General features: G+C 46.5%; 22 protein-coding genes and 1 riboswitch. Of the genes, 6 read left to right on the top strand and 16 right to left on the bottom strand.

The annotated features are described in order from the left end of the window. Positions 1 to 74: 74 nt before the first annotated feature. Entirely contained in the window at positions 75 to 1,061 is a 987-nt protein-coding gene (locus A5877_RS07720; protein WP_005230648.1) for a tRNA-dihydrouridine synthase, read from the bottom strand. 146 nt (positions 1,062 to 1,207) lie between these two features. Then, a complete protein-coding gene (locus A5877_RS07725) occupies positions 1,208 to 1,768 on the bottom strand; it encodes a TIGR00730 family Rossman fold protein (RefSeq protein WP_008380221.1) in 561 nt (186 codons plus the stop codon). A gap of 86 nt (positions 1,769 to 1,854) precedes the next feature. On the opposite strand from A5877_RS07725, the gene A5877_RS07730 reads away from it, so the two are divergent. After that, positions 1,855 to 2,196, top strand: a complete 342-nt coding sequence (locus tag A5877_RS07730) for a MazG nucleotide pyrophosphohydrolase domain-containing protein (RefSeq protein WP_034872892.1) — start codon at positions 1,855 to 1,857, stop codon at positions 2,194 to 2,196. A 150-nt stretch (positions 2,197 to 2,346) separates the two neighbouring features. Here the strand turns inward: A5877_RS07730 and A5877_RS07735 are convergent, their stop codons facing one another. The 9 genes from A5877_RS07735 to A5877_RS07775 all read right to left on the bottom strand — a co-directional run bounded on the left by A5877_RS07735 (position 2,347) and on the right by A5877_RS07775 (position 13,091). Next, positions 2,347 to 3,360, bottom strand: coding sequence for an ABC transporter substrate-binding protein (locus tag A5877_RS07735; protein ID WP_005233274.1), 1,014 nt, complete (start codon positions 3,358 to 3,360; stop codon positions 2,347 to 2,349). Beyond that, a complete protein-coding gene (locus tag A5877_RS07740; protein WP_086298790.1) occupies positions 3,353 to 4,135 on the bottom strand; it encodes an ABC transporter ATP-binding protein in 783 nt (260 codons plus the stop codon). Before A5877_RS07740 ends, A5877_RS07735 begins: the two co-directional genes overlap by 8 nt. A gap of 4 nt (positions 4,136 to 4,139) precedes the next feature. Beyond that, complete coding sequence (locus A5877_RS07745; protein WP_086316645.1) at positions 4,140 to 5,213, bottom strand: iron ABC transporter permease; 1,074 nt, start codon at positions 5,211 to 5,213, stop codon at positions 4,140 to 4,142. Positions 5,214 to 5,683: 470 nt separating this feature from the next. Continuing rightward, positions 5,684 to 6,157, bottom strand: a complete 474-nt coding sequence (gene ribE / locus A5877_RS07750; protein WP_005230622.1) for a 6,7-dimethyl-8-ribityllumazine synthase — start codon at positions 6,155 to 6,157, stop codon at positions 5,684 to 5,686. Positions 6,158 to 6,178: 21 nt separating this feature from the next. After that, positions 6,179 to 7,354 (bottom strand): 3,4-dihydroxy-2-butanone-4-phosphate synthase, encoded by a 1,176-nt coding sequence (ribB, locus tag A5877_RS07755; RefSeq protein ID WP_176273438.1) that lies wholly within the window; start codon positions 7,352 to 7,354, stop codon positions 6,179 to 6,181. Between the two features lie 13 nt (positions 7,355 to 7,367). Beyond that, positions 7,368 to 7,955 carry a riboflavin synthase gene (locus A5877_RS07760; protein ID WP_005233260.1) on the bottom strand — a complete coding sequence of 196 codons (588 nt, stop codon included), beginning with the start codon at positions 7,953 to 7,955 and terminating at the stop codon, positions 7,368 to 7,370. Then, entirely contained in the window at positions 7,940 to 9,016 is a 1,077-nt protein-coding gene (gene ribD, locus A5877_RS07765; RefSeq protein ID WP_086316647.1) for a bifunctional diaminohydroxyphosphoribosylaminopyrimidine deaminase/5-amino-6-(5-phosphoribosylamino)uracil reductase RibD, read from the bottom strand. Before ribD ends, A5877_RS07760 begins: the two co-directional genes overlap by 16 nt. Before the next feature lie 112 nt (positions 9,017 to 9,128). Further along, positions 9,129 to 9,267: riboswitch (FMN riboswitch) on the bottom strand. Positions 9,268 to 9,461: 194 nt separating this feature from the next. After that, positions 9,462 to 12,110 (bottom strand): HAD-IC family P-type ATPase, encoded by a 2,649-nt coding sequence (locus A5877_RS07770; protein ID WP_086316648.1) that lies wholly within the window; start codon positions 12,108 to 12,110, stop codon positions 9,462 to 9,464. Between the two features lie 345 nt (positions 12,111 to 12,455). Then, positions 12,456 to 13,091, bottom strand: coding sequence for an NAD(P)H-binding protein (locus A5877_RS07775; protein WP_008380239.1), 636 nt, complete (start codon positions 13,089 to 13,091; stop codon positions 12,456 to 12,458). 599 nt (positions 13,092 to 13,690) lie between these two features. Between A5877_RS07775 and A5877_RS07780 the strand changes: the two genes are divergently transcribed. The 3 genes from A5877_RS07780 to A5877_RS07790 all read left to right on the top strand — a co-directional run bounded on the left by A5877_RS07780 (position 13,691) and on the right by A5877_RS07790 (position 16,766). Continuing rightward, complete coding sequence (locus A5877_RS07780) at positions 13,691 to 14,692, top strand: bile acid:sodium symporter family protein (RefSeq protein ID WP_005233246.1); 1,002 nt, start codon at positions 13,691 to 13,693, stop codon at positions 14,690 to 14,692. Next, positions 14,628 to 15,728 (top strand): iron-containing alcohol dehydrogenase family protein, encoded by a 1,101-nt coding sequence (locus tag A5877_RS07785; protein WP_005233244.1) that lies wholly within the window; start codon positions 14,628 to 14,630, stop codon positions 15,726 to 15,728. The genes A5877_RS07780 and A5877_RS07785 overlap by 65 nt, the downstream gene beginning before the upstream one ends. A 288-nt stretch (positions 15,729 to 16,016) precedes the next feature. Then, complete coding sequence (locus A5877_RS07790) at positions 16,017 to 16,766, top strand: SagB/ThcOx family dehydrogenase (RefSeq protein WP_086316649.1); 750 nt, start codon at positions 16,017 to 16,019, stop codon at positions 16,764 to 16,766. Positions 16,767 to 16,907: 141 nt separating this feature from the next. On the opposite strand, the gene A5877_RS07795 is transcribed toward A5877_RS07790, so the two are convergent. Next, the gene (locus A5877_RS07795; protein WP_086298802.1) at positions 16,908 to 17,345 is read right to left on the bottom strand and encodes a MerR family transcriptional regulator; all 438 of its coding nucleotides are present in this window, start codon (positions 17,343 to 17,345) and stop codon (positions 16,908 to 16,910) included. A gap of 165 nt (positions 17,346 to 17,510) precedes the next feature. Between A5877_RS07795 and A5877_RS07800 the strand changes: the two genes are divergently transcribed. Both A5877_RS07800 and A5877_RS07805 read left to right on the top strand, forming a co-directional pair. Further along, the gene (locus tag A5877_RS07800) at positions 17,511 to 18,251 is read left to right on the top strand and encodes an SDR family oxidoreductase (RefSeq protein ID WP_008380252.1); all 741 of its coding nucleotides are present in this window, start codon (positions 17,511 to 17,513) and stop codon (positions 18,249 to 18,251) included. A 363-nt stretch (positions 18,252 to 18,614) separates the two neighbouring features. Beyond that, positions 18,615 to 18,821, top strand: coding sequence for a hypothetical protein (locus A5877_RS07805; protein ID WP_008380254.1), 207 nt, complete (start codon positions 18,615 to 18,617; stop codon positions 18,819 to 18,821). A gap of 70 nt (positions 18,822 to 18,891) precedes the next feature. On the opposite strand, the gene A5877_RS07810 is transcribed toward A5877_RS07805, so the two are convergent. The 4 genes from A5877_RS07810 to A5877_RS07825 all read right to left on the bottom strand — a co-directional run bounded on the left by A5877_RS07810 (position 18,892) and on the right by A5877_RS07825 (position 22,747). Then, the gene (locus tag A5877_RS07810) at positions 18,892 to 20,208 is read right to left on the bottom strand and encodes an MATE family efflux transporter (RefSeq protein WP_086316650.1); all 1,317 of its coding nucleotides are present in this window, start codon (positions 20,206 to 20,208) and stop codon (positions 18,892 to 18,894) included. 331 nt (positions 20,209 to 20,539) lie between these two features. Continuing rightward, complete coding sequence (locus A5877_RS07815; RefSeq protein ID WP_086316651.1) at positions 20,540 to 20,800, bottom strand: metal-sensitive transcriptional regulator; 261 nt, start codon at positions 20,798 to 20,800, stop codon at positions 20,540 to 20,542. Further along, a complete protein-coding gene (locus tag A5877_RS07820; RefSeq protein ID WP_086316652.1) occupies positions 20,797 to 21,096 on the bottom strand; it encodes a rhodanese-like domain-containing protein in 300 nt (99 codons plus the stop codon). Before A5877_RS07820 ends, A5877_RS07815 begins: the two co-directional genes overlap by 4 nt. Further along, on the bottom strand, positions 21,089 to 22,747 hold the full coding sequence (locus A5877_RS07825; RefSeq protein ID WP_086316653.1) for an FAD-dependent oxidoreductase: 1,659 nt from the start codon (positions 22,745 to 22,747) through the stop codon (positions 21,089 to 21,091). Before A5877_RS07825 ends, A5877_RS07820 begins: the two co-directional genes overlap by 8 nt. Between the last annotated feature and the right edge of the window lies 1 nt (position 22,748).

Genomic DNA, 22,748 nt, shown 5'->3' on the forward strand with positions numbered 1-22,748 from the left:
TACCTATCTATTGTCAAGAAAGGATTGACATTGAGAGCGGATGCAGCAACCAAAAACGAAAAAAGCATTGAAACTTACGCTTCAATACTTTCCTCGTGGTTCTTTTTCTCCGCAAACTCTGCCAGCAGTTGCCGAACTTCATCCGTTGATTTGGTATTCATCAATTTTGCTCGCAAATCACTGGCTCCTGGGAAGCCTTTGACATAGATTTTAAAGAAACGATGCAATCCTGCGATCGAGCGTGGCACCATTTTGGCGTAATGATCCTGCAAGTCTAATTGCAGCTGTAGCAAGCCTAATAGCTCTTCTGAGGTATGCTCTTTCGGTTCTTTTTCAAAGGCATAGGGATTCTTGAAAATACCCCGACCGATCATGATTCCGTCTACGCCATATTTTTCTGCTAGCTCTAAACCTTTGGTACGATCAGGGATATCGCCGTTGATCGTCAGCTTCGTTTGTGGGGCGATTCGGTCCCGCAAGGCCACCACTTCAGGAATCAATTCCCAATGGGCATCGACCTTGCTCATTTCTTTGCGGGTTCGTAAATGGATCGAAAGGTTAGCGATATCTTGTTGCAGGACATGGGTCAACCAGGCTTCCATTTCCCCTAGTTCGGTATAGCCCAAACGCGTCTTGACGCTGACCGGCAAGCCGCCAGCTTTGGCTGCTTGGATCAGCTCAGCAGCAACTTCTGGTCGCAAGATTAAGCCGCTGCCTTTGCCTCGTCCGGCAACGTTTGGCACTGGACAGCCCATATTTAAGTCAATCCCTTTAAAGCCCATCTCGGCTAATCCGATACTCATTTCACGGAAATACTCTGGCTTGTCTCCCCAAATGTGGGCTACCATCGGTTGCTCATCTTCGGTGAAGACTAAACGTCCCCGCACACTGTCGCGTCCTTCTGGATGACAGTAACTATCGGAGTTGGTAAATTCCGTAAAGAAAACATCTGGTGCGCCGGCAGCTTGAACGACATGCCGAAAAACGACATCGGTGACATCTTCCATTGGTGCTAGAATAAAAAAAGGCTTCGGCAATTCAGCCCAAAAATTTGTTGTCATGATTTACGCTCCATTTCTTTGTCCAAGGATCTTATTTTATGACCCTACTTGCAAAACAAACCCCATTATACTAAGAATGCGTCAAAGAAGCAAAAGAGCAAGACGACACCCGCCGGTGCTTCGCCTTGCTCTTTTGCAACAGACGCTTAATACTGCCGAATAACTGGTGGTTCGTAAGCTTGAATAAAGACTTCCAGCTCCTGGGTTGTTTGCGCAAAGCCGATTTTTTCGCGATCGGCCTGCGTCAAGAACTCATTTTCCACCATGTTGTCATACAAGGCTCTCGTTGCGCGGTAAAAGTTGTTCACATCATAAAAAGCACAAGGATTCGGGTTTTGACCGATTCTTGACCACGAGATCATCTCCGTGATTTCTTCCAGCGTCCCGGGACCACCTGGCAGTGCGACAAACGCCTGCGACAATTCGAACATTTTTCGTTTTCTTTCTGACATCGTCTCGACGACATGGAGTTCGGTCAATCCAGGATGTGCTAGTTCCCGATCTTTTAAAAAGGTTGGGATCACCCCGATCACCTGACCGCCATTTTCTAAGACAGCATCTGCCAGCACGCCCATCAAGCCCGCTTTTCCGCCGCCATAGACCAGCGTATTTTGCCGTGAAGCGATCCACTGCCCCAATTCTTGGGCGGCTGTTGCAAAACTAGGTTCATTACCGACACTGGCACCACAATAGACTGCAATTTTCATAAAACTCTCCATCATCCTTCTCAATCATTTTGAAATAGTATATCATGATTCTGATAAAGGTTCTGGGAAAGGATGGAAAAAAAATTATGAACATTGAGGAATATCAACGATTTATCAGTGACTTCTACAAAGCCCGCAACTGGTATCAATATGATCCGTTTATTCGGGCGAATTTTTTAGCAGAAGAAGTCGGGGAAGTGAGCCGTGCCATTCGGACATTGGAGATTGGCCGTGACCGTCCCGATGAGCAAGAAGGCTTGCCGGAAGAAAAACTGGCAAATCTGACGGAAGAATTGGGCGATGTACTGGATAACTTATTTATTCTCGCCGATAAATACGATATTTCTCTGGAAACAATCATGCAAAAACACAAAGAAAAGCTTTTGTCTCGCTATCAAATGAACCAAGAGACAGAAAAAAACAGCTAACGGGCTACTTGTTGCGTAACGGGCAGCGGCAAAGGTTGCTTTTCCCAAATACAAAAAACCAACGTTTCTGTGGTCAATCGGCCAGTGAAACGTTGATTTTCTTCTATTATATAAAAAGTTGGTTCTCCTTTTTATGGGAATAGGAGGTGTTTATTGTGCCATTTGCTCTACCAGTTCTTCCAAACCAGTCAAGGCTTGGTAGCCGTAGCCAAAGAGATAATTGTAGTCCATGCTGTAGACTTGTTTGTTTTTGATGGCTTTCATGCTAGAGAGTTTGTCGTTTTTGTATAAGCCTTCAATGATTTCTTGACCGGAAACACTGCCTTCGATCGTTGACCAGTCGCCGACGATCAAGACATCGGGATCCGTTTCGATCAAAGTTTCGACACTGACTTCCCCTGAATAGTCTTGAAACACATTGTTCAGTTTGATCATATCAAAGTTGCTATTGAAAAAAGACTCGTCCTGAGCGGCATAGACACTGACAACACTAGGATCAGACATAAAGAGATGGGCAAAGGTTTGCTCTTCTTTGTCTGCTACTTTTTCTTCCAAGGCACTCTGACGATCCTTTAATTCTTTTTCAAAAGCAGCGGCTGCCTCAGGGACATTGAAGAGCTTACCAAGGTTTTCAATGTCTTGATAAACAGAATCAAACGTCGCCCCAGTGACAGAGGTTTCTTGGACATAAGTCGGAATGCCCATCTCATTCAAGGAATCAACGGTTCCGACGCCCCAATCTTGGTTATCGAAAAGTCCCCCGCGGCCAAAAATCAAATCTGGATCCACACTTAAGGCTGTTTCTTTACTGATATAGTCGCTGCCCAGGTCGTTGAGTTCTGCGTAATCGGCAGCAACTTCCTCATCAGCGGCACCAAAGGTTGCACCGACACCCGCAATCTGATCCTTGAGGCCGAGATGCAGCAGCAATTCCGCTGCTGGTCGTGTGTTGGCAACGACTTTTTTTGGTGCCTCATTAAAGGTTTGATCCTTGGCGGTCCATTGCGTGCCGCCTTCTGCTTTGGTGTAGTTGCTGATGGTTAAGGGATACGTACTTTCTGCCTGTGAGGAAGAAGCCGAAGTTCCTTCATCCTTCGTATTGCCGCAAGCGCTTAATGTAAAGACTGCCAATCCTACCCCAATCATTTTTCCCCATTTATTCATCTGTTTGCTCCTTTTCAAAATAATAATGAAACCCTAATCCGCCTGTGATCGGATGATGGTAAATACTGCATTTCACGCCATAGATTTCTTCGATCAGTTCTTCTGTCAGCAGCGTTTCTGGTTCGCCATACCCTACGACCCGACCATCTTTTAAGGCATAGATGATGTCGCAATAGTTGGCTGCTTGTTCCAAATTATGCAGCGCCGCCAACAAGCCAATCTTCAGATGCTTGACGGTCTCTAAGATTTCCAGCTGGTAACGGATATCCAAATGATTGGTCGGCTCATCGAGAATCATAAATTTCGGTTCTTGGGTGATGGCACGAGCAAGGACGACCCGCTGTTTTTCGCCTCCTGATAATGAGAGGTAGCTGCGTTTTCTGTAGGCACTTAACCCTGTTTTGGCTAAGGCTTCGGTGACCAGCTCATGATCGGCTTTGGTGTCTTGTTCCAACAACCCCTTGTGGGGCGTGCGGCCTAAAAGCACCATCTGTTCTACTGTTAAATCAAAGCTCAACTCATTGAACTGACTGACGACGCTGACTTGCTGGGCGACTTTTTTTTCGGAACTTTTCAAAATATTCATCTCACCCAAATAAATTTCGCCGCTGTCAGGTTTCAACGTTTTGTAGATGGCTTTTAACAACGTGGACTTCCCACTGCCATTAGACCCAATCAAACCGACAAATTGCCCTTGTGCGGTTTGGACGGAGATGTCTTTTAGAATCTGCTGATCCCCGATCGTCAGATTGAGCTTTTCAACTGCCAATTTCATCTCGTCACCCCCCAAAGTTGTATTGTCGTTTGACAATGATATAGATAAAGATCGGTGCGCCAATCAGCGCTGTAATGATCCCGATCGGCAGTTCGACTCCTTGCAGGGTCGAGCGGGCGATCACATCCGCCCAAATCAAAAACAACGCGCCTGTCAAAGCGGTCAAAGGCATCAACAGGCGATGATCCGAGCCGCTGACTCCACGTACGATATGAGGAATGATCAAGCCGACAAAGCCGATCATCCCAGAATTCGCAACGATGATACTAGTTAATAGCGCTGCTAGCAGCATGTAAAAACGCCGATAGAAGGTCAGCTTGACCCCTAAGGTGGAAGCAACTTCATCCCCCAGCAAAAGCGTATTCAAAACACGGTATTGCGTCAGGAAGAACAGCGTGATCAAAGAAACCAGAACCACGATAAAGCCCAATTTATTCCAAGAAGCCGAGGCTAGGCTGCCCATCGACCAAAACGCTACGGTCTTCATCCCTTCTGCATTGCTAGCCAGATAGATGATCAAGTTTGAAACAGAGCTGCATAAGGCACTGACGATCGTCCCCGACAGCACAAGTTTTGTGGAAGTCATTTTCCCACCGATACTGGCAAGCAGCAGCACCAAAATAGTCGCAATCCCCGCTCCTGCAAAGGCGCCAAACGATAAGCCCAGCTGCAAGATTAGCGCCGAGCCGCCAAAACCGACTAAGATGGCAAAGGTCGCCCCTAAGGATGCGCCGGAAGAGATCCCTAGGATATATGGATCTGCCAGCGGATTTTGGACCACTGCCTGCATCACTGCCCCGCTGATCGCTAACCCCATCCCCACAAAAATAGAAAGCAAGACCCGCGGTGCCCGAACAAACCAGACGATATTGATGTTTGCGTCTGAAATGCCTGAAAGATCACCAACCAACCCGTGGCTGATTTTATAGAAGAGAATTTGGTAAACTTCGCCAAGGGTGATATTGGCTTGGCCGTTTGCCAAAGCAACTCCTGCAGATAAGAGAATGGCGACAACTAAAACACAGCAAATGATTGTCGACACCATCCAACGATTTGATTTAATCAACCCTACCGACATGTGATTCTCCTTTATTCAGCACGAACTCCTCTGATTTCACAGCAAAAACAACCTGAGTGTTGCTCGCCGCCATCATAAAAGAAGCATCTGTGCGTTTTTTCGCTTATAAAAGTTCTTCTCATGAAAAGCGCCAAAGCCATGTGCTGCTTTGACATCTATTTGCAAATGAGAATCACTCTCAATGAATAGAGTCATTATAAGGAACCTTTTGTGAAATGTAAATAATTTTCTGAAAATTTCCTTAAATAAGAGTTATTCTAATGTTCTTGATTGATTGGGCGTTTTCCTCTTCATTGACCTATCGAAAACACGGTACCCGTGAAGAAGCGAATCCTTTGGCATAATAATCCAGTGTTTTTTTAATGATGAAAAAAAGACAGACTTCATTTTGTACGAAGTCTGTCTCCAGTCTGATGCCTATGCTCAGGCAGGCTTGTTCTTGCTAGCTTCCCTTTGTTCGAACGTGAAACCTATGCGTTGCCAAGGATTTGTTGATTCAACGAAATCATCTCCAAAAGACCTTGAGCGGCTTCGCTGCCTTTGTTGCCAGCTTTGGTTCCCGCCCGTTCAATGGCTTGTTCGATCGTTTCAGTCGTCAACACACCAAACATGATCGGAATGTCGGCATTCAGACCAATTTGGGCTACGCCTTTCGCCACTTCATTTGAGATCAATTCATAGTGGGTCGTTGCTCCGCGAATCAAGGCACCTAATGTCACGATCCCATCGTATTGCTTGTGGTCAACGATTTTTTTGGTAATATACGGAATCTCATAAGCACCTGGAACCCAATACACATCGATGTTTTCTGCTTTGACTCCATGACGCAACAAATTGTCTTTGGCGCCTTCCACTAACTTGGAAGTGATAAACTCGTTGAATCGTGAGACCACGATCCCTACTTTGACTGCCTCTCCCTGAAACGTTCCTTCAAATACTGTCATCGCTCATTCTCCTTTGGTTGATTAAATAGATAGGTAATGGTGAAACTTTTCTTTCTTCGTTTTCAAATAGCTGCTGTTTTCTTTATGCGCAGGCATCTCCAGCGGTACCCGTTCTGCTACCTTAATCCCTAAGCTTTCTAATTCCTTCACTTTGTCAGGGTTGTTGGTCATCAATTGAATCTCCTGCACTTCTAAGGAACGTAAAACATCAGCGGCAAACGTGTAATGACGGGCATCTGCTGCAAACCCTAATGCAATATTTGCTTCATAAGTATCCATGCCTTGTTCCTGCAGCTGATAGGCACGAAGCTTGTTCCGCAAGCCAATACCGCGGCCTTCTTGGCGTAGATACAAAATCGCACCGCGGCCTTTTGCTTCGATCTGCCGCATCGCTTCTTGCAGCTGTTCGCCGCAATCACAGCGATGAGAGCCGAAGACGTCGCCTGTTAAACACTCTGAATGGATCCGTAGTAACAGCGGCTCGGTAGTATGTTGAATCTCGCCTTTGGCTAGTAAAAGGTGTTCATTGCCGAATTCATCTTCAAATAAGGTCAATTGGAACGCCCCATAAGCCGTTGGCAGATCCACCGTGATAGGTGCAGTTCCTCGTAGATATTCCGCCAACTCATCAATGGTCAAAAACGGCAGCTGCCATTTTTCTGCTAATTTTTTCAATTCTGGGACCCGAGCCATTGTGCCATCTTCATTTAAAATCTCACAAATGTAGGCTGCTTCCACGCTGCCAGCAAGCTTTGCTAAATCCACAGCCGCTTCTGTATGTCCTCTGCGTTCCAACACGCCGCCAGGTTGAGCGGTCAATGGGAAGATATGGCCAGGGCGATAAAAATCCGCAGCCTGTGACGCAGGATCAGCCAACTTTTCAATCGTCACTGCCCGGTCTTTCGCAGAAATTCCTGTACTCGTCGTCACGTGATCGACACTGATGGTAAACGCGGTGCCAAAGGCATCCGTATTATTGGCGGTCATCTCAGGCAATGCCAGCTTTTCAGCGATCGCTTGTGAGATGGGTGCACAGATCAAGCCGCGGCCATAAGTCGCCATAAAATTGACAGATTCTGGCGTTGCGTATTCAGCGATCCCAATCAAATCTCCTTCTGATTCCCGATTTTCATCATCGGCGACAATCACTAAGCCGCCCTTTTTTAACCATTCCACTGCTTGTTCTACTTTATGCATCGTCTGCCTTCTTTCATTTTCGTTGGTATTTGACATATTTCCCGATCATATCCGTCTCGATATTGACCCACTCCCCTTGTTTCAACTGCCCCAGCGTCGTCTGGTCTTTGGAATGGGGGATCAAGCTAACGGAAAATGCCTGTGCCGTCGTCTGGGTAACCGTCAAACTGACGCCATTGATCGCAATCGACCCTTGCGGAATGATTTCCCCTTGCACACTGACAGGATAAGCAAACGTCAAGATCAAGGCATTTTCCAACTGCTTTTTCTGGATCAAACGGGTCGTTACATCAATGTGGCCTGCGACAAAGTGGCCTTCAAAACGCTGCGTCGCTGCCATCGCTCGCTCCAAATTGACTTCGGCACCCACCGAGAGTTGTTTAAAGGTCGTTCGTTGAAAGGTTTCCGGCATGATATCCACCGTAAACGTCATCGCTTGTTTGGCGATCGCCGTCAAACACGTCCCGTTGATCGCCATGCTGTCTCCGATCTGGTAATCCGCCAGCAAGCCTTCCGACGCACTGCAGGTTAGCTGGATCGTGCGGCTTTGCTTGCGGATCTCTTTGATGCGGCCTTTTTCCTGAATCAATCCTGTGAACATTCCTCTTGTCTCCTTCCTCGGATGCAAACATCTTCCCCAACTGCTGTCACCGTCACCTCTGTTAGCTGCTGCAGCTGTTTCGGGGTACGTTCACTAGTAAAACTTGCGAGACTATTGCCCCCAAGAAACTTTGGCGCCACATAGGTAATGCTTTCTTGCCACAGTCCGCTGGCTAAAAAGGCATCATGGATCGCAGCGCCTCCCTCCACGTAAAGCGATTGGACCTGTCGTGTGGCAAGCTCCTTCAACAATGCAGCGATCGTCAACTCTTCCAGCTGGATCACTGAGACATGCGCTGGCAAATCACTGACAGCTGCCTGCTGCGTAAAAATCCACACAGGTGCCGAATCGTCGGCAAACAGTGCCAATTGGGGTTGCGACAGCGTTCGTCCCCGACGGTCTACCACGATGCGAATCGGCGGAAAGCTGGTTTCAATCGTGGTCAATAAGGTGGGATCATCCGTCAACACCGTCTGACTGCCCACTAAGATCCCTTGGTAGTCCCCACGTTCTTGATGAACGTTTTGCCAAACCGCTGAACCAGTGATCGCATTGCGGGTCTGCGCATCATGAGCGATCCGACCATCTAAAGTGATCGCTTGCTTCAATGCCACGTAAGGTAGCTGATGCTGATGGTAAAAATTATAGTGTGGATTCAAACGGCGCACTTCTGTTTCTTCGATACCCACCAACACTTCGATGCCCTGATTTTCTAAAAAGCGCTTGCCTTGTCCAGCCACGATCGGGTTAGGGTCTAACTGGCCGACGACTACTTTTTTGATGCCGCTGTCGATGATCAGCTGGGTGCAAGGCGGCTGTTTTCCTTGATGGTTGCAAGGTTCTAACGTCACGTATAAAGTCGAATTGATTAGGTCTTCGGAGGAATGGCATTGTTCGATGGCGTTTCGTTCCGCATGGGGCTGCCCATAGACTAAGTGAGCCCCTTTGGCAATGACCCGTTGCTCTTTGACGATCACAGCGCCCACTAGCGGATTGGTAAAGGTTTGGTAACGCCCTTTTTTGGCTTCTGCGATCGCCAAACGCATGTATTCGTTATGCATCTTCCTTCCTCCTTTCAATAAAAAAATGCCTCGTGAGAATCTCACGAGGCATAGACAAACAAGACCGGCAAAAAATCAATTTTAGACGCACTGCGCCCCTTGAAATTTTGTGGTTTTTCTTCTCCCATCCAGACTTTCACTGTCGGTGCCAGATTCACACTGGCTCCACCGCATAGCTATGCGGGTCACGGACTTCAAGCATTGTACTTGTCACCGTCGGTCGGGAATTACACCCTGCCCCGAAGAATACTATTCAATTCATGTGCATTTTAGCCCGACCATTTTTGTTTGTCAATAGGCCTGATTACAAGCCAATAGGAATTCCTCTTGGCTTTTTCTTTTGGCAATCCCAAAGAAGCGACAGCAGAAATCCCTTGTCGTTCCGCCATTTTCCTAAGCTGCAGCAAGGCGATTTTGCCTGTAAAAAAATACGAGAAAACCTAGGTTAAATATTTTTTCTCGAACGAAGCCATTTATCGAACTCCGTCACGAGTAAGACGACCATCCCAGAAGCTGCTGAGATGACCCAGCCGATCAAGGACATGTCCTCCGTATGAAAGGCGCTTTGCATAAATGGAACATAGGTCAATAACAGTTGCAGAACCAGCATTACACCAATGATCACGAACGCTTTTGGATTGGTGAAGGAAGCTTTAGAAAACGCTGGTGCACTGGTACGGATGTTGAACAAATAGAAAATCTTACTCAAGACCACGATATTGACCATCATGGTACTGGCAACGGCTTCGCTGACGCCTTGCAGCAAGAGCCAGTCATGAGCGATCAAACTGATGACTGCCATCAAGATCGACACATACGCCATCTGCCAAATATCGTGACGATTCAACAATTTATTGCCTGTCTTTCGCGGCTTGCGGCTCATGATCCCAGACTCTGCTGGTTCAAAGATAAACGCAAACTGGATCGTAATAGCAGAAACCATGTTGATCCACAGCAGTTGTGTCGCCTGCAGCGGCAATTCTTTTTGCATCATGATCGTAAAGGCAATGATCAGCCCTTCGGCAAAAGATGTCGGCAACAGAAACAGAATGCTCTTTTTGATGTTGTCATAGATCCTGCGTCCTTCGCGAATCGCTAAGGACATGGTACCGAAATTGTCATCGGTCAAGATCATATCAGCAGAATCTTTGGCTACATCCGTGCCGCTGATCCCCATCGCTACACCGATATCCGCCCGCTTCAACGCCGGGGCATCGTTAACGCCGTCCCCTGTCATCGCCGTGACTTTGCCTTTGGCTTGTAGCGCTTTGATAATGTCCAATTTATTTTTCGGCGTGGTTCGTGCAAAGACTTGATTCGTCAAGGCAGCATCTTGAAATTCAGCTTCACTCATCTGATCCAACTCGGCACCTGTCACGACGTGAATCTCATCCGCTAAGCCAAGCTTTTCCCCAATCGCTTTGGCGGTCAGAGGGTGATCCCCAGTAATCATTTTCACTTGAACACCGGCTTGGTTCATTTCCTTCAGGGAAGCAATCACTTCTTCTCGCGGCGGATCGATGATCCCGGCGATCCCTAGTAATTGTAGCCCTTGCTCAAAAATCGTTTCATCAATGTGATCAATCGAAACTTTCTGATAGCCCACCGCTACCACTCGTTTGCCTTCTGCCGACAAGCGGCGAACATGACCTGTCCAATAGGCTTCATTAGAAGGTGCCGCTTGTTTTTGCACCATTTCAAACAATTTATCTGGGGAGCCTTTAACAAATAGCAAGCGTTCCCCCGCAGGGTTTGCCACTAGTTTCGCCATGTAGCGGTTGTCCGAATCAAAGGGCAGCATATCCAGCTCTTGGTAAGCAGGTGCTTGCGGATAGGCAAATTGCTTATGATACAGCGTCAAAAAGGAGCCGTCTGTTGGTTCCCCATTGATCGTCCAGTGATTTCCTTCTGGCACCAATACCGTATCGTTGGCTTCGTAGCCAGCTTCCAAAAACAACTGCAAGATGTCTTGCGTGCGAACGTCCTCCTGCTTTGGACGAATCACGCCCACCGGCGCATAGCCGTCACCCGTCACTTCATATTCCTGCTCAGCCAATACGATGTCTTTGACCGTCATTTCATTTTTGGTCAGGGTACCGGTCTTATCCGTCGCGATCACATCCACTGAGCCTAGCGTTTCAACCGCCGGCAGTGTTTTGATGATGGTGTGCTTGTTTTTTGCCATGTCGCTGACACCCATCGCCAAAACCACCGATGTCGTTGCTGGCAATCCTTCTGGGATCGAGCCGACGATCATGGTGACGACGGCTAAGGACAAGACAGAGATCGCGTAGGTTTGCTGGAACAAACTGACGATAAACAGCAAGACCGCCACGCCCATGATCACATAGGTGATGCCTTTCCCCAGCCCATCGATTTCTTTCATCAACGGCGTTTTTCGTTCTTCCGTTTGATTGACTTCTGTGGAGATTTTCCCGATCTCAGTCGTGGCGCCGGTAGCGATCACGATTCCTTTCCCGCTTCCTGACGTCACGGAAGTCGAAGCAAACGCCAAATTCCGTTGTTCTGCTAATGGGGTTGCTTCATCCACTAAGGCATCTGTTATTTTTTCCACCGAATCGGCTTCACCAGTCAAGGCGGATTCTTGGATACGCAAGTTGTCGGCTTCGATGATCCGCAGATCCGCAGGCACATTGTCACCGGCTTCTAAGAATACAACATCCCCCGGAACGACTTCGGCAGCTGGAATGTCTTGCCGAATCCCATTCCGATAGACCGTGGCTTCTGCTGATAGCATCTCTTTGATCCGCTCTAACGCATCGGAAGCATTTGCTTCTTGGTAATAACCGATCAACGCATTGACCAGTACGACGATGCCAATGATCACGGCATCAGAGAAATGCCCCATCAGCAGCGTTAAGATGGCGGAGAAAATCAAAATGTAGATGATCGTGTTATGGAATTGCCGCAGCAGCAACCGCCACTTGGCGGTTTTTTTAATCGCTAATTGGTTCAATCCGTAGGTTTCTAACCGCTCGGTTACTTGCGCCTCAGTCAATCCCTGATCGATAGAGGGCACCTGATACTGTTCGATTGTTTCTGACACTGATAATTGAAACTCTTTTTTATTCATTTATTCTTCTTCCTTTTCTTTTTTCATTGATGGATAACGCAAATAAGCCCCTTATTTAGAAACTACTCCTAAATAACGCGCTGTTGTTGGTCTCCTATTCAATTAAAAAGTAAGGCAAGTCAAAATAGTGTTTCTGCTCACCGTCACTCGAGTCGCTTGACATTCGTTTACCACCCCCTCTAAAGTTAGCAATAAGCGTAACAAACTATTTTTCCAAAGTCAAGAGTCATCGCTTTCATAGCAATGAAGGGGCATCTCAAAGTTTTACGAAAAAAAAGCCGCACGACAACGATTCGCTGCCGTGCAGTTCCTTCAGTACATTCTCTTCAAGCCCAAAGGCACGCCTTAAAGCTGATCCAGTGCCTCGCTGATCGGTGTTTCTCCTGCTTGGACTTTGATGACTTTTTGATAAGTTGCTGGACGTTCCAGCATTTCACCTAACAAGACGGCGACATCCTCGATCGGGATCGCACCAGAGGTCGTTTCACTGATCTCGATCAAACTAGATCCTGGTGTTTCTTTCAACGCACCCGGCTGCAAAATCGTATAGTCTAGTGCGGTATTGTCGATCAGCCAGCGATCAGAGAAAAATTTGGCGATCGTGTAATCCATCAATGACGCCATGCCTTCCCTTTGCCACTGTTCAGGTTCTAAGGCATAGGCTGAGCTAAGGTGGATGTAGCGCTTGATTCCTTTTGATTCAGCGGCTTGCATCACTTTGACCGCACCATACAGATCAGATTGCAGCAAGTCTTTGCCTCGGGAACCCGCCACGAAGTATACCGCTTCCGCATCTGCGAATTTGGCCGCCATCTCTTCCGGTTCCGTGTGTAAATCAAAGAACACGGGCTTGATATTCTCCGTTTCTGTGATTTTCTCACTGCTGCGCGCACCAGCATAAACGATGTGTCCTTGTTTTTCTAGAAAGGCGATCAATTTTTGGCCCACCCGTCCGGTAGCACCAACGACAAAAATCTTCATTTTCTTTACTCCTCTCGACTCTTTTTCCAACTCTTGCTAGTATCATCGTAGGACAAAAACCTAGATCCAACAACTATTCTGTTTCTAAACGAAGGAGAAAAAGGCACAGCACAAACCAATTCTTGCTATTTTTCCCCATAGAAACCCATGTTTTTAAAAAAACACCCAAAAAAATGAAAAAAATTTTCTCAAACGATTGACAAAGCCTTGACTCTTTTGTAGACTAGGTAGAAATAATTTAAATATTTAGAAAATTCCAAATAAAGAAAAGGACGGTGGCGTATATGACCCGCACCAATGTTAGCAAACGAATTATTTTATTATTATAGCCGGGACTGTTTGATTTATACATTCAAAGAGTCCCTATTCACATTGCATCCAAAAAGAAGATCAACTTCTTGAGATGGAGTGTTTTTTTATACCCATTTTCAAGGAAGCGGCCTTTTGCAGGCTGACACATTGATGTCAGATAGATCCGAAAACGCTCGTTGAACAACTGCTGCCGATTCCCCACGGTTATGCACTGCACTTATTCTAAAGACCCCTTCTGTTTGAACACTTGATTGGTCATGCAGAAAAAGGAAGGATGATTTTTTCTTATGAAAACCGTCAACACGATCGCTGCTTTTGTAAACAAGTATTTGATCTATATCATGATTTTATTGATGATCGTCTCTTATTTTTTCCCGCAACCCTTCTTATGGATTCCGCCTCGTACAACGATTCTTCTGAGCATCATCATGTTTTGTATGGGGATGACTTTAAACGTTGCTGCTTTTAAAATGGTCGTCTTACAGCCTAAAGCATTCATCTTAGGAGTGCTTTTCCAGTTCACCATCAGTCCTTTGGTTGCTTACGGCTTAGCGCAGCTGTTTGGTCTTTCTTCCGGTTTGATCATCGGGTTTGTCCTACTAGGTTGCGTTTCTGGTGGAACCGCCAGCAATGTCATGACCTTTATCGGCAAAGGCGATGTCGCCCTCACCGTTTCCATGACCACGGTATCGACCTTGTTAGCGACCGTCGTTACCCCCTTTTTGGTTTACATCTTGGCTGGTCAGTATACTGAGATCTCCTTCTGGGAAATGCTCTTGTCTGTATTGCAGATGGTGCTTTTGCCGATCATTTTAGGGGTGATCGTCCACAAACTCATTGCCAAGCACATCGAGCGATTTCTGCAATCATTTGTGTTGATTTCTTCCGTTAGTATCTTATTGATCGTTGCCGGAACTGTCGCTCGCAACGGTGCCGTCATCGTCCAATCTGGCTTGATCGTGATTTTCTTAGTCTTGCTCCATAACTTGATCGGCTACGGTGCAGGCTATGGTCTGAGCCGTGTGATGGGCGTCAGTGCCACCCAAGCCAAATCCATCATGTTTCAATTAGGAATGAAAAATACCGGCCTAGCGATCTCGTTAGCCAATGCCCACTTTGCCGCCATTGCTGCAGCCGTTACCCCTGCCGCAGTCGGCATGGTGATCCATCAAATTACCGGACCAATTTTAGCCAATCTCGTGGCCAAGAAAGAAGGAAAACAGTATGAGTCAAAGTATCTTTTTGCCAAACTACACAATCGGGGCGGACGCCTACGAAAAAGTAAATGAGATCGTAAAACCATACGGCACCAATGCCGTGATCATCGGCGGAAAAACCGCCCTTGAAAAAGCCGAAGACAAGATCAAAGCCGGTTTAACGTCAGCAGTCAAAGTGACGGATACCTTGTGGTACGGCGGCAACTCGACCTATGAAAACGTCGATCAGCTGTTAGCCAATCCAAGCGTCCAAGCCGCCGATGTTCTATTCGCCGTTGGCGGCGGCCGCGTTTGCGATACCGTCAAAGTGGTTGGAGAAAAAGCAGGCAAACCAGTCTTCACCTTTCCAACGATCGGCTCCAACTGCTCACCAGTCACCGCGGTCTGTGTCATCTATAAAGAAAACGGCGAGATGCAAGGGCTGTTTTTCCCTTCGCAACCACCGACCCATGCCTTTATCGACAGTGAGATCATCGCCCAGGCCCCCGACAAGTACTTATGGGCAGGAATCGGCGATGCCCTCTCCAAAGAGATCGAATCGACGTTTTCAGCGCGGGGCGATGAGTTAGACTACACCGATGGGTTAGGCATCCAAATCGGCAAAATGTGCACGGAACGCTTATTGCAATACGGCACACAAGCCTTGAAAGACAGTGCCGCCAATCAGCCATCTTATGCCATTGAGCAAGTCGTCTTGGATATCATCGTGACTACCGGCTTAGTTTCCGTCTTAGTCATCAATGATTACAACTCCGCCCTTGCCCATTCCTTTTACTACGGAACGACCGTTTTGGAAAAAATGGAAGACTATTTGCATGGTGCTTCCGTTAGTTACGGTGTTTTGGCCTTGTTGCAGCTCGATCAGCAAGAGGCCCTCTTCCAGCGCATCTACGCCTTTATGAAGGAAAACAAACTGCCGGTTTGCTTAGCAGATATGGGTCTTAACGCCACCAGCGACCTTGAGGCAATCTTAGATAAAGCAATGACCACCAATGATATCGTCCACGTGCCTTATGAGATCACGCGAGAAATGTTCAAACAAGCAATCTTAGACGTAGAAGCCTACCATGCCAAACAAAACCAAGCGTCATTGGCAGCTGCGAATTAAATGAAGCCCTCCAGCAATTCGTTGCTGGAGGGTTTTTGTATGGCCTTTTTTTCTCTTACGTTTGATTGCAGTCGGTTTGGATTTCATAAAAAATATTCATAGCAAGTTAATACGATACTACTCATTATCTAGGTCTTTAGAAAATATTAAAAAGCACAATCAGCCTATGATACGACTGAGAGACTGATTACCTCCCTAATTATCTACTTGTGAATAAAAGCGCATGAAAAAGCAATCCTTGTTATACTTATAAATAACACGAAGTCCTTAGGAAAAGGAGGAACCCTCATGACCCGTTACCAACGATTTCGCTTTGCTCATTTAGGCGCTCTTTGGATGCTGGGCTTACTCCTCACTGGCTGCAGTGCGGATACAGCACCGATTGAAGAACAACCGACTACCAACACCGCCACTTCTTCTGAACCTGCGGTTTCCTATGAATCCTTTCCACTGCCGCAACCGATCTTAGACGGGGAAACCAGTGTGGCGGAAGCTCTCTTCGAGCGGCGCTCGCAACGAGATTTTCAAGACACTGAGCTAACACAAGAACAGCTGGCACAGCTTTTATGGGCCGCTGCCGGTGTCACTACAGAAGATGGTCGCCGGACAGCGCCTTCGGCTGGTGCCTTGTATCCCTTAGACCTCTATGTCGTGGTCACACAGGTAACGGGGCTTGAGCCAGGGCTTTATCTGTATCAACCTGAGCAACATGCCTTAGAAAAAATCCTTGCTGGTGATTTTCGGACCGCATTGGCGGAAGGTTCGTTGGATCAGCAAGCGATCCAACGGGCACCTGCCACATTGCTTTATACAGTGGTTTATGAACGACTGATTGAGCGCTATGGGGACCGAGGAATCGAACGCTATGCCTATATCGAAGTCGGTCATTCCGCCCAAAACGTCCTTTTACAAGCCCAAGCGTTAGGCTTAGGCGCTGTGCCGATCGGCGCCTTCACGGATCATGAACTCAAAGAATTATTACAACTGCCGACGGAAAATGAACCCCGCTATTTGATTCCAGTGGGGGTTATTGAGTAGCGCTACTGAATAACAGAGCCTATTTTCGTAGGATTGTCAGTCTTTCATTAGAAAACGGCAACTGGCAAGGTTGATTTTCCCAGCAAAACCAGTAGAATCGAAAAACCACCTGCAAAAACAGCAGGTGGTTTTTCGATGGACTTACAGTTTGTATGATCGGACTTCTTCTGGTATTTCTTCTAGCGGCAACTCTTTTACTACCGCCTCGGTACCTGCTGCCATCGCTGTATCGTAGTACCAGCATTTGTATTTGATCGTATTCATCGTTTCTTGCAAGGCTGCCATTTGCTTGGTGACTTCTTCCAAACGTTCATGAAACAGCTGCTGTCGTTTCTGCAAAGACGCATCGCCTTCTTCGCCCCAATCCAAGAAATTCTTGATGTCTTTGATGGGCATGCCGGTATTCTTCAAACAATCGATCACTTTGATCGTCGCTACTTCTTTTTCTGAAAACACCCGAATGCCGCCATTGCTACGGGCCATATTCGGAAACATTCCTTCTCGATCGTAGTAACGTAGTGTCGAGATGGGGATGTTAGTCGTTTTTGATACTTCACCAATCGAGTAACTCACTTGCATCGCTCCTAAAAAAAATTTTGTTTCTCCCTTGACCTAAACCTAACTTCAGGTTCTACAATAAAAATACACCGCAAGCACTGTACTGTCAATCACCCGTCATCTCGCAGGTTTGGGTTTGGCAGCAGCAGGATTCGATGAAAAAATCATTCACTGGAGGAAATACAAATGACAGAAATCAAAGAAAAAGTTATCGTAATTATGGGAGCCTCTTCGGGAATTGGGGAAGCAACCGCCGTTAAGCTAGCCGAACAAGGGGCAAAAGTAGTAATCGCAGCCCGCCGCGAAGAGCGCATTAAAGCCCTGGCTGAAAAACTAGGAGAAAATGTTTTGTATCAAACAGCCGATGTCACGAATCGCGAACAAGTCCAACAAGTCATTGATTTAGCCATGACCTCCTTTGGTCGTATTGATGTCCTTTTCAATAATGCTGGTATCATGCCTCAAGGAAACTTGGCAGAGTTGAACTATGACAGCTGGCAAAAAATGCTGGATATCAATATCATGGGGGTATTGAACGGGATCGGCGCTGTGCTGCCCATCATGCAAAAACAACAAGATGGCTTGATCATCGCCACTGACTCAGTTGCTGGACATGTCATTTACCCGGGATCTGCCGTGTACAACGGGACAAAGTTTGCAGTTCGTGCAATCATGGAAGGCTTGCGCCAAGAAGAACGTGAACATGGCATTCGCTCCACCATCGTCTCTCCGGGAATGGTCTCCACGGAATTGTTTGAAACCGTAGGTAATGCTCAACTAGAAGCAGCCTTGAAAGAAACCTCTCGCGTAGAAGGCAACAGCCTAACGCCAGAAGATGTAGCAAATGCAGTGGTTTATGCCATTCAACAGCCCAAACATGTGGCGATCAGCGAAGTCTTGCTGCGCCCAGCAAAACAAACCGTTTAAGCTATTTCTACTAGCCCGTGAAACCTGCTATCCGCCTGAGGCGATCGCAGGTTTTTTTGTCGTCAAATCCCGCCGTTCCCCTAGGAAAAATTACTTGTTTTTCTTGTAACACCCGCTTGTCCGAGTAATGTAAACCAATCGTTGCTTTATGTAAACGACTAGGTTCTGTTGCTACGGGGGAAATTTTTTTATACTTAGTACAAAGCTTCCGTATAAAACGACCAATCAGAAACGAACCTACCGTATTTCTCTTATTTATGAATAGCCGAGCATGATTGATATCCCGCCTTCAACGTTGACTTGCAAGTATTATTAGCTGTCCTCTTTTAGTACTTGCTTTTTATAAAAGAATGGAGTGAGTGTATGAATGTGAAACAGCTGCTCGTCATTGCCGAGCAACGAAGAAACATCACGAATCAGAAATTGACCTATGCAGAAAACTTCTTGGCGGCCGGCTACTCTGCTGCCGAATTGCTGGCAGACGAAACCTTTCTCGAATTAGAGCGAAGGGAAACCCAACTGATTGCAGAACGCAATGCTATCTTTTACGAAGAAGTCAGCCACAATTAATCTCCCCTGTCCAATTGTAGGCGACGAAAAAGCGAAGGATCAGCAGCACCTTCGCTTTTTTCTATCCCCCTCAAAGGCGTCCTTTGCCTTGAGGATAACGCTGCTTGATCGTCCAATAAAACAGCCCTGCAAAGAAACTGCCGAGAATCAGGAAATTCAAACCGTATAGACAGTAGAGGAAGAAAAAGTTCAGCTGCCCACTGCTCCAAAAGCCTGTGATTCCCATTAAAACCAGACTGTTGACGCATCCTGTCAACAGACAAACCATGCGACTGCACTCCAAACTTTGTAATAAGTATTTTGTGATTTCATATAACGGACTGACGAGCATTATCCCCAGCATGATTGGCAAAATAGCTGGCAACAAGTCTAAAACAGCTACATCTGTAGTAAACAACTGGAAAAAAGCAGAACGAAAGCCCCAGATCAGACTGGCGATTCCAACATAAGCCACGAAAGAAGAAGCGAAGGCACTTTTTCCCACTGCTAAAATCTTCTGACGATTTTTCTGACCATTCGCCTCACTCGCAAAGACGGTCACTGCGTTGCCATACATCAAAGCAGGCAACCGTGCGATCATCAATCCTTGGCTGCCGATCGCATAGGCGGCCAGCGTACTAACACCCAACCGTGAGACGAAAGCTTCAAAAGCAATAATAAAGACTAAGCCTTCAAAGCATTCCTGAATCATTAAGGGGATCGATTTTTTCAATAAAAAGGCGCGTTTTCGTGGTCTTTGTTTTAGCCCTCTTGCTAGACTTTCTCTTAAAAGAACCCCATAAATCCCCAGCAAGCACAAAGTCGCAAGCATATTTGCGATGCCACTGCCTAAGACCCCCATGGCGGGAAAACCGAGATTGCCGTTGATCAATAAATAGCTAAGCAACACCTGTACCAACGCACTAATGATCGAAACACCGAGGATGTAGTTCGTTTTCTTTTCAATTTTTAAAAGGCTAGTAAAAACAAACGTGACTAACGTAAGTAAAATATAGGGGGACATGATTGCAAGATACAACGTCGCAGTTCCTAGCAGCTCCCCGCTAAATCCGTAAACAAGCTGTAAAATGTCTCGTCCAAAAAGCAGGAAAATCAGCAAAAAGCTCACACCGATCGCGACTACTAGAAAAAGAACCGACGACAGATAATCATTTAACTTCGTCTCTTCTCTTTGCCCGACTGCCTTTGCGCCATAAATATTAAAAGCCAGCCCAATCGCACCTAAGATACCCGCAAAAGCATAGAGAAACCCGTCGATCAGTGCGATCGCCGCCAGCGCTTCCGTGGATCTTCTTGAAATAATCGCTAAGGAAACTTGTGCAATAATGATTTGAAACAAATTGGAAGCAATCAAAGGCAATGTAAAAGACTGTATTTTTTTGTTCAAGAAGCTCTCCTCTCTCATTCGTCATAACTGCGCAACACCCACTCGCTTATTGTGATTTTAGTCATAAGAAAAGCGATCGTTGGTCGCTATAAATACTCAACGACCCATCGGGCGTTTTGACGTTTCTCCCTCCATTTAACCATACAGCCTTCTCGGTGTATATTCCTTCGTAATAAAAAAACAAAACATCCCGACAAGCTCCGCTTATTTCCTCCATTGGTGTCGACAAGCAATCACTGATGAAGAATAAAAAGGTTCAGAAGAACATACTGCTCTTCTGAACCTTTTCTATGGGATGATAAAAAACGCGACAAACCTTTCAAAAATCCCGCTATTTCTTCACGATCAGCTGAACGGCTTGATCGATTTTCTGCTTTTGGGTTTCCGTGTCGCTGTCTGGATTTTCCAAACATTTTTTCAAATTCTCAGCGACAATGATCCCCATAATACGGTTGACGCTGGAACTAACGGCGGACAATTGCGTGATGACATCGACGCATTCTTTCTCGTCTTCGATCATTTTTTGAATCCCCCGCAACTGGCCTTCGGTTCGTTTTAACCGATTCAAAATATCTTTGTTGCATGCGGTCATCGTTTGATTTCTCCTCTCCATGCTGACATGCCGCCGAGGACATTGGTCACTTGAAACCCTTGCTGGTTCAAAAACTCAGACGCCATTTGCGAACGAGCCCCTGAATGACAGATGACATAGTAATTTTTATTCTTCTCTAAGTCGCTGGTTTGTTCCGTCAGCTCGCTCAACGGTAGGTTTTGTGCTGTTTTGATGTGTCCTTGTGCAAACTCATCAACTTCTCTGACATCAAGGATCTCAAGCGCCTCACGTTTTTCTTTTTGGGTAAATTCCTCCATAGATATGGCTTTAATCATGAATAATCATCTCCGGCTTAATAGTATTATACAACGAAAAGGCACCATCGAGGTTTTGACAATTGATGCCCGCTTGTTTTAAGATGCGTTCGGCAATGTAGCTTCTCAATCCGCTATGACACGTAACAACATACGAAACACTTGGATCCAATTCAGACAACCGATCTCTCAATTCATCTAACGGAATGTGGAGCGCCTCTTGAAAACGCCCATTATTGGCTAATTCCATCTCTGAACGAACATCCAACAACTGCTTACCGTTTTCTAAGGCCTCCGTCAATTCGTGCCATTGGATATTCTCACTGATTCCTTCTGCCAGATTGATCGCTGCATAGCCAATCATATTCACTGGATCTTTCGCTGAGCCAAAAGGCGGCGCGTAGGTGAATTCCAGTTCAGGCAAGTCAAAGATCGTTAAGCCACCTTTGATCGCTGTTGCTAAAATATCGATCCGTTTATCGACCCCTTTGGCACCGATGCCTTGCGCACCGTAGATGTTTCCAGTATCAGCATCAAAAATCAATTTCAAATAAATATCCGTCGCATCAGGATAATACCCAGCATGGTCTTTGCCTGAAAGATGAACCACCTGAGGATTTAGCCCCGCCAGTTTGGCGCTGCGCTCACTCAACCCAGTGGACGCTGCGGCAAGATCGAATACGCGCACGATCGCCGTCCCAATACTGCCTTTGTTTTTGCGAGTCAGTCCTCCCAATACATCAGCCACTTGCCGACCTTGGCGATTGGCTGGTGACGCCAAGGAGATCAGCGTGTCTTCGTTAGTGATTTGTTGTTTCACAACGATGGCATCTCCCACCGCGTAAATGTCTTTCTTGCTGGTTTGGTATTGCTCATCTACCAGGATACCCCCCCGGTGTCCTAATTGGATACCAGCACGTTTCGCCAAATCCGTTTCTGGTTGGACACCCACCGAAAGAATCGTGATGTCTGAAGCCAGAACCGTTCCATCCTCCAGAACGATTTCTTGCCCTGCTTTTTCAAAAGCGGTCGCTGACTGCGAGGTCAAAACATTGACCCCTTGCTTGATCAATTCATTTTTGACATACGCCGCCATTTCTTCATCCAAAGGTGGCAATACGTGGGGTGCTTTTTCCACGATCGTTACTTGTAGGCCTTTTTTATGTAAATTTTCAGCGACTTCTAACCCAATAAACCCAGCGCCAATGATCGTCACTTTTTGAGGCTTTTTGTCTTCAAGATGTGTCATGATTTGGTCTAAGTCAGGAACATTGCGCAAAGAAAAGGCGTTGGTTGCTTCTTCTAGCCCTTTGATCGCTGGTACTAGCGGTTTTGCCCCCGGTGATAAAATCAACGCATCATAAGATTCCGTGAAGACCTGTTCGCCATGTTTGACCGTGACCGTTTTCTCCTCCGGATCGATCGCCAGCACTTCATGAAGAGGCCGCACATCTAGGTTAAACCGTTTTTTTAACGCCTCAGGTGTTTGGACCAATAAGGCGTCTCGCTCTTCGATCTCACCAGAAATGGCATACGGCAGTCCACAATTCGCAAAAGAGACAAAAGGACCTTTTTCAAAAATAATGATCTCCGCTACTTCTTTAAGCCGACGTAAGCGCGTTGCTGCAGACATTCCTCCTGCTACCCCACCGACAATAACTATTTTTTCCATC

The organism is Enterococcus sp. 3C7_DIV0644, from assembly GCF_002141235.1.
GTDB lineage: Bacteria > Bacillota > Bacilli > Lactobacillales > Enterococcaceae > Enterococcus_D > Enterococcus_D entomosocium.

Bases quoted from the DNA above. Each gene is read 5' to 3' on its own strand.
- A5877_RS07720 (WP_005230648.1), bottom strand. From the start codon at position 1,061: ATGACAACAAATTTTTGGGCTGAATTGCCGAAGCCTTTTTTTATTCTA.
- A5877_RS07725 (WP_008380221.1), bottom strand. From the start codon at position 1,768: ATGAAAATTGCAGTCTATTGTGGTGCCAGTGTCGGTAATGAACCTAGT.
- A5877_RS07730 (WP_034872892.1), top strand. From the start codon at position 1,855: ATGAACATTGAGGAATATCAACGATTTATCAGTGACTTCTACAAAGCC.
- A5877_RS07735 (WP_005233274.1), bottom strand. From the start codon at position 3,360: ATGAATAAATGGGGAAAAATGATTGGGGTAGGATTGGCAGTCTTTACA.
- A5877_RS07740 (WP_086298790.1), bottom strand. From the start codon at position 4,135: ATGAAATTGGCAGTTGAAAAGCTCAATCTGACGATCGGGGATCAGCAG.
- A5877_RS07745 (WP_086316645.1), bottom strand. From the start codon at position 5,213: ATGTCGGTAGGGTTGATTAAATCAAATCGTTGGATGGTGTCGACAATC.
- ribE (WP_005230622.1), bottom strand. From the start codon at position 6,157: ATGACAGTATTTGAAGGAACGTTTCAGGGAGAGGCAGTCAAAGTAGGG.
- ribB (WP_176273438.1), bottom strand. From the start codon at position 7,354: ATGCATAAAGTAGAACAAGCAGTGGAATGGTTAAAAAAGGGCGGCTTA.
- A5877_RS07760 (WP_005233260.1), bottom strand. From the start codon at position 7,955: ATGTTCACAGGATTGATTCAGGAAAAAGGCCGCATCAAAGAGATCCGC.
- ribD (WP_086316647.1), bottom strand. From the start codon at position 9,016: ATGCATAACGAATACATGCGTTTGGCGATCGCAGAAGCCAAAAAAGGG.
- A5877_RS07770 (WP_086316648.1), bottom strand. From the start codon at position 12,110: ATGAATAAAAAAGAGTTTCAATTATCAGTGTCAGAAACAATCGAACAG.
- A5877_RS07775 (WP_008380239.1), bottom strand. From the start codon at position 13,091: ATGAAGATTTTTGTCGTTGGTGCTACCGGACGGGTGGGCCAAAAATTG.
- A5877_RS07780 (WP_005233246.1), top strand. From the start codon at position 13,691: ATGAAAACCGTCAACACGATCGCTGCTTTTGTAAACAAGTATTTGATC.
- A5877_RS07785 (WP_005233244.1), top strand. From the start codon at position 14,628: ATGAGTCAAAGTATCTTTTTGCCAAACTACACAATCGGGGCGGACGCC.
- A5877_RS07790 (WP_086316649.1), top strand. From the start codon at position 16,017: ATGACCCGTTACCAACGATTTCGCTTTGCTCATTTAGGCGCTCTTTGG.
- A5877_RS07795 (WP_086298802.1), bottom strand. From the start codon at position 17,345: ATGCAAGTGAGTTACTCGATTGGTGAAGTATCAAAAACGACTAACATC.
- A5877_RS07800 (WP_008380252.1), top strand. From the start codon at position 17,511: ATGACAGAAATCAAAGAAAAAGTTATCGTAATTATGGGAGCCTCTTCG.
- A5877_RS07805 (WP_008380254.1), top strand. From the start codon at position 18,615: ATGAATGTGAAACAGCTGCTCGTCATTGCCGAGCAACGAAGAAACATC.
- A5877_RS07815 (WP_086316651.1), bottom strand. From the start codon at position 20,800: ATGACCGCATGCAACAAAGATATTTTGAATCGGTTAAAACGAACCGAA.
- A5877_RS07820 (WP_086316652.1), bottom strand. From the start codon at position 21,096: ATGATTAAAGCCATATCTATGGAGGAATTTACCCAAAAAGAAAAACGT.
- A5877_RS07825 (WP_086316653.1), bottom strand. From the start codon at position 22,747: ATGGAAAAAATAGTTATTGTCGGTGGGGTAGCAGGAGGAATGTCTGCA.